The sequence below is a fragment of the Archangium sp. genome (genome assembly GCF_036389735.1).
Classification (GTDB): Bacteria; Myxococcota; Myxococcia; order Myxococcales; family Myxococcaceae; genus Archangium.
Map to the genome: position 1 here is coordinate 1 of NZ_DASVWK010000774.1, position 5,475 is coordinate 5,475.

Below are 5,475 nucleotides of genomic sequence, written 5' to 3' on the forward strand. Positions count from 1 at the left end.
CGCTGTCGGTGATGCGGCTGCCGTGGGACACGTTGGGAATCCGGCTGCTGTGGGCGGGGACGACGGCGGCGCTGGGGTGGGGGATGGCGTGGGTGGGGCCGCCGTGGCGCAAGGTGATGCAGATGACCGCCGGCATGGTGCTGCCCAACCTCTTCTTCGGGCTGGTGGTGCATCGGCTGGGCGGGGTGAACAGCCCGCTGTTCGGCTGGTTCTGCGTGCTGCCGCTGGTGATGCTCTCGGTGTCGCGGGGCGAGCGGTGGCAGGGGGTGCTGAGCACGGGGCTGCCGCTGGTGGCGGCGGTCACGGTGATGTGGGTGGAGGAGACGCCGCTGCCGTTGATGGCGACGTGGCTGTTGCTGCTGCTGGGGGCGGGGGGCGTGGGGCTCCAGCTGGGCTTCTTCTACCGGCGGTTGCGGCAGGCGCGGCAGCGGGCCGAGGAGCAGCAGCGGGCGGTGCGCGAGGAGCTGGTGGAGTCACAGGCACGCATGCAGCAGGCCGAGCGGCTGGCGGACGTGGGTCGGCTGGCGGCGGGCGTGGCGCACGAGGTGAAGAATCCGCTGGCGTACGTGCAGGCCAACCTGCGCTTCCTGCTGGAGGAGTGGGGGCAGCCGGCGACGGCCACGAGCAACGCCGAGTACCTCGAGGCCCTCCAGGAGACGATGCAGGGCGTGGAGCGCATCCATCAAATCGTGAAGGACCTCACGGCGCTGTCTCGCGCGGAGGAGACGGTGGAGGGCGTGGGGCGGTGCGAGCTGGCGCCCGTCGTCGACGCGAGCCTGCGGCTGGCCTCGGTGAGGCTGAAGTCGCTGGTGAAGCTGGTGGTGGAGGTGCCGGGGGAGGCAGTGGTGCGCGCCGAGCCTCGACGGCTGGGGCAGGTGCTGCTCAACCTGCTGCTCAACGCGGCGGACGCCATCGAGGACGCGAAGCTGCAGGACGGGCGGGTGGCGGTGCGCGTGGAGGTGGTGGGGGAGCGGGTACGGGTGATGGTGGAGGACAACGGGCCCGGCATCCAGGCGGAGAACCTGTCGCGGCTCTTCACCACCTTCTTCACCACGAAGGCCCCGGGCAAGGGCACGGGGCTGGGGCTGGCGCTCTCGCGGCAGTACGTGGAGTCCTTCGGGGGCACGCTGCACGCGGAGAACCGCCCCGAGGGCGGCGCGCGCTTCACCGTGGAGCTGCCGGTGGCGTGAGCGGTTCAGCCCGGCTGCGAGGGGGTGGGGGCCTGCTGCTGCGCCAGCTTGCGCCGCTTGTTGCGCCACACCACGAAGGCGATGCCCAACACCAGGAAGACGCCCGTGCCCGTGCCCGTGCCGATGAGCTGGTAGCGCAGCAGGTCCGCCGTGATGCCCTGAATCACCTTGGGCAGGTCGCACATCGTCTGCGCCCCGAGCGGCGCCGTGTTGTACCACTCGAGGAACCGGGGCCCCACCCACGAGGCCGTGGCCAGTCCCAGGAATGCTCCCGCGAGCATGAAGGTCAGCAGCGTCTTCAGTGTGGCCATCCGGGTACCTCGGTCAGGAGACGTGGGAGCATCCTTTAGCACGCAATCCGCTCTCGGGGGCCGCGACACGCCGCCCTCCGTGCTATCTGAGGGGGCGTGCCACTCCTGCCTCTCGCCGCCCTGTTCGGGGTCATCACGCTCGTCTGCGCCGTCTTCCTCCTCGTCCACGCGTTCCGCCGCAGCCTCGGGACCGGGATGATGGTGCTGTTGGTGCCCTGCTACATGCTCGTCTACGCCTTCAGCCAGTTCGAGCACCCGCGCAAGCACCTCATCATCGCCGGCTTCTTCGGCGGCTCCGTGCTGGCCGGCGTCTTCCTCGGCCTTGGCGCCCATGCCTTCGAGCAGGTGATGTTGCGGCCGCCCCCGCCTCCCGTCTTCTGAGCTCGATGGAGACGCCCGCCCCGGCGAGCCCTCGCTGTCCGGCACACCAACGGGCCGCCGTCGCCACCTGCGTCCGCTGTGGCACCTTCCTCTGTGGTGAGTGCACCGAGCTGCTCGGTGAGGCCGCGTACTGCGCCTCCTGCGCCGCCCTCGTCGGGCCCCAGCTCGGCCGCCTCCCGTGGAGCCTGCTCGGGGTGTCCGGCCTGGTGCTGCTCGGGATGCTCTCCTCCGGGGCGGCCTTCCTCCCCGGGTTTCCCTCCCTCCTCAGCTTCCCCCGCTGGCTGTTGCTCGGGGTGTCGGGAGTGTTGGGCCTGTGGGTGCCGACCCGGCTGATTCATCGCATCGACAGCGGGCGGGGGCCGCGACGGGCTCGACTCCTCGCGCGATGCACGCGCTGGTTCGCCGTCGTGAACCTGCTCTTCTTCCTGCTCTCGCTCGCGTGGGCGCTGTGGCTGCTGCGCACGCTCCCGCGGAGCTGAGCTACACCCCGCGCTCGTTCGGGTCCCAGATGTACTTGTGCATCTGGAGCTGGAAGCGCACCGGGAGCCGGTCCTCGATGATCCACTCGGACAGGTCCTTCGTCGTCAGCTTGCCGAAGACGGTGGAGAAGAGCAGCTCGTAGGGCTTCTCCAGCAGGCGGTGCTCGGCGATGAGGCGCTTGGACCACTCGTAGTCCTCGCGGCTGCCGATGACGAACTTGAGCTCGTCGTTGGCGTTCATGGAGGAGAGGTTGCGGTAGTCGTTCCGGTCGCTCTCGCCCGAGGACGGCGTCTTCATGTCCACGATCTTGTGCACGGCCTGAGGCACCAGCCGCACGTCGATGGCGCCGCTCGTCTCCAGCAGCACGGTGAGCCCGGAGGCCAGCAGCTCCTCCATCAGCGGGTAGACCCCGGGCTGCAAGAGCGGCTCGCCTCCCGTCACCTCCACCCGGCGCGCGCCGAGCGCCTTCACCTGGGCCACCACCTCCGAAAGCTTCATCCGCGTGCCGCCGTGGAAGGCGAATTCGCTGTCGCAGTAGGTGCAGCGCAGGTGGCAGCCGGTGAGTCGCACGAAGGAGCAGAGGAGCCCCGCGTGCGAGGACTCGCCCTGCACGGAGAGGTAGATCTCCTTCACCACGACCGAGTCAGCGGTGGGAACACGACGGGGCTCGATCTGGGGGCGCGCGACGGGCATGGGAAGTCCGGGAGGAGGGGCCTGCTTCAACCTCACCCGGATGGGTGGATGCAAGTGGAGACACCCCCGGGAGCCCAACCTTTCGACTTCCCTCGGGATTTCCGAGCGCTTGCTCTCCTTGGGGGAGGGCGGGCGCCCGAGGGCCCGTGTGAGGGACTAGCCCGGCGTGTTCCTCGCCTTCACCTGCGCGAGGAAGGCATCGATGAGCTGGCGCGCGATGCTCAAGCGCGGGGGGATGCGCGGGAGGTTGTCGGGGGTGAACCAGGCGGCCTCGGCGATCTCCTGGCCGTCCACGTGGATGTCGCCCCCGGCGTATTCGGCGGTGAAACCCAGCATGAGCGAGCGTCCGAAGGGCCACGGCTGGCTGCCGAAGTAGCGCAGGTTCTTCACGTCCACGCCCACCTCCTCCTTCACCTCGCGCAGCACCGTGTCCTCGAGCGACTCGCCGATGTCGACGAAGCCGGCCAGGGTGCTGAAGAAGGGCTCGGGGAAGTTGGCGTTGCGCGCGAGCAGCATGGAGTCGCCGCGGGTGATGAGCACGATGACGGCCGGGGCGATGCGCGGGTAGAAGGGCGTGCGGCAGGCGGGGCAGCGACGCGCGCGCTCGCCGGGGACGAGCACCGTGAGTTGACCGCAGCGACCGCAGAAGCGGTGGAGGATGTCCCACTCGGCGACGGCGAGCGCCCGGCCGGCGACACCCAGCAGGGCATCGTCCAGCCGCAGGAAGAGGCCGCGCGCCGAGACCAGCTTCAGGCCCGCGGGGGGCTCGGTGCCCTGCGGGAGGGCCACGGCATAGCAGTCCACGCCGTCGAGCGTACCGAGGAAGAGGGCCTCGGCGGCGAGCGCGGGCAGCTCCGCGCCGGTGGGGACGTGGATGGCGCCCTCGCGCTCGGCGACGAGCAGCTCGAGGCCGCGCGCGACGAAGAGCAGGGCGGAGTCCCGCGGGCGCTCGGGGGCGTCATGACCAGGGAGGAAACGGGGTGGGCTCACGTCCGGCACCTTAGACGAGTGGCCTACCGCCCGGTACGGGGCCACCGTGCTAGGAACGGGGCATGCTGCGCACCTCGCTCCTGACGGCCCTGCTCTGTGTCTCCGCCGGTTGTGTCCGGGCGCCCCTCGTGCCCGTTCGCCACGTGGTGTCCACGGCGGACGCGCCCACCTTCCGCGTCTCCCAGGGCAGGGGCACCGCCATCCTACTCGTCAACGAGGAGACCGGGGCCCGTGCGGCCTCGCTGGGCGTGTTGGAACTCCAGGCCGGGGCCGGCGTGCCCGAGCACATCCATGAGGACAGCGTGGAGATGCTCTATGTCGAGGAGGGGGGCGCCGAGATGACCATCGAGGGGCAGGTGATGCCCGTCCGTGCCGGGGACGCCGTCTACATCCCCGCGGGCACCCGCCACGCGGCCCGGATTCCCGAGGGGGCTCCGCGCTTCCGCGCCGTGCAGGTATACGTGGGCCCCGGCCCCGAGCAGCGCTTCCGCAAGGGCGAGCCCGTGAAGTCACCCGCCAGCTCTCCCTGAGGCCGATGCGCCGCGTGGCTATCTCCCCGGCTTGTGGGGAGGAAGCTCTTCCGGCAGCGGTATCCGGACCAGCTTCAGCCCCTTCGGCCCATGGTCAATCACAGTGAAACCCTGGCCGGCGACCCGGACGAGCTGACCATCCAGGGCGGCTCCACTCTTGAGCCATTCGTCCGCCTCTTCTCTCGAGGCGAACGTGTGGGCGACCTTGATTCCCTCAATGGCTGGCGTGGTGATCTTGCGAAAAAATTCGCGGAACTGCTCCAGTTTCTGGAGGTCGTCGCGAACGAAGAGCAACGCGGCCGCACAGACCCGAAGCGCCTCGTCTTCGGGCGTCCCCTCCAGGTGATGCTTGCTCAAGGCTTCCATCGCCCGGAGGACGGCGTCGGCATCGAAGTTCTTGTTGTATTTCATGGCCAGGCTCCGGCACCTAGAGCGCGAGCGGCGCCAGAATCAGCGCACCGGCTCCGCCCGTGGCGAGGATGAACGTGGTGCCCGCGACGATGACGACGGTGCCGAGCGCAATCTCTGCCTTCTCCTTCTCGTCAATGCATTGCATGTATTCTTTACGACACGTCTTGGTACAGTATTCGTAATACCACTCGTCATGTTCGACGTGTGGATAGGGTTGCCGCGACGACTCCCAGCACCTGGTGAAACACCGGTTGAGTTCGTCGTCGCAGTCGTACCCGGAGCCGCCTGTTCCGAGTGCGCTACCGACTCCGCTCGCGTCCTCGGCGATGAAGTAGGTTCCCGCCTTGTCCCGCGCCGGTCCCACGTGGCCGCACCCGCCGCAAGCAATCGCCACGGCACCCAGCAGCACCAGCAGCCTCATGTCTCCTCGTACGTGTGACGCAAGGACGAGCCCCCAAACCCAGACAAAAACCCAAGTGATCTCGGGTG

Annotated in this window: 9 protein-coding genes; 4 read left to right on the forward strand and 5 right to left on the reverse strand. The window is 69.3% G+C overall.

What is annotated here, in order from left to right:
- A partial coding sequence (locus tag VF794_RS27505; RefSeq protein ID WP_331115440.1) for a sensor histidine kinase occupies positions 1-1,190 on the forward strand: 1,190 nt, incomplete at its 5' end.
- A 5-nt stretch (positions 1,191-1,195) separates the two neighbouring features.
- Here the strand turns inward: VF794_RS27505 and VF794_RS27510 are convergent.
- The gene (locus tag VF794_RS27510) at positions 1,196-1,501 is read right to left on the reverse strand and encodes a hypothetical protein (protein WP_331115442.1); all 306 of its coding nucleotides are present in this window, start codon (positions 1,499-1,501) and stop codon (positions 1,196-1,198) included.
- A gap of 96 nt (positions 1,502-1,597) precedes the next feature.
- Between VF794_RS27510 and VF794_RS27515 the strand changes: the two genes are divergently transcribed.
- Entirely contained in the window at positions 1,598-1,882 is a 285-nt protein-coding gene (locus VF794_RS27515) for a hypothetical protein (protein ID WP_331115444.1), read from the forward strand.
- A gap of 5 nt (positions 1,883-1,887) precedes the next feature.
- Positions 1,888-2,361 (forward strand): B-box zinc finger protein, encoded by a 474-nt coding sequence (locus VF794_RS27520; protein WP_331115446.1) that lies wholly within the window; start codon positions 1,888-1,890, stop codon positions 2,359-2,361.
- A 1-nt stretch (position 2,362) separates the two neighbouring features.
- On the opposite strand, the gene VF794_RS27525 is transcribed toward VF794_RS27520, so the two are convergent.
- Positions 2,363-3,055 (reverse strand): radical SAM protein, encoded by a 693-nt coding sequence (locus VF794_RS27525; protein WP_331115448.1) that lies wholly within the window; start codon positions 3,053-3,055, stop codon positions 2,363-2,365.
- Between the two features lie 156 nt (positions 3,056-3,211).
- Entirely contained in the window at positions 3,212-4,045 is an 834-nt protein-coding gene (gene nudC, locus VF794_RS27530; protein ID WP_331115450.1) for an NAD(+) diphosphatase, read from the reverse strand.
- Between the two features lie 62 nt (positions 4,046-4,107).
- Here nudC and VF794_RS27535 point away from each other — a divergent pair, with 62 nt between their 5' ends.
- Positions 4,108-4,575: a cupin domain-containing protein gene (locus VF794_RS27535; RefSeq protein WP_331115452.1), complete on the forward strand. Its 468-nt coding sequence runs from the start codon at positions 4,108-4,110 to the stop codon at positions 4,573-4,575.
- An 18-nt stretch (positions 4,576-4,593) separates the two neighbouring features.
- Here VF794_RS27535 and VF794_RS27540 read toward each other — a convergent pair whose 3' ends face one another.
- Positions 4,594-4,986: a hypothetical protein gene (locus tag VF794_RS27540; RefSeq protein WP_331115454.1), complete on the reverse strand. Its 393-nt coding sequence runs from the start codon at positions 4,984-4,986 to the stop codon at positions 4,594-4,596.
- A 16-nt stretch (positions 4,987-5,002) separates the two neighbouring features.
- Positions 5,003-5,475, reverse strand: a 473-nt coding sequence (locus VF794_RS27545; protein WP_331115456.1) for a hypothetical protein, incomplete at its 5' end; no start/stop codon positions are given.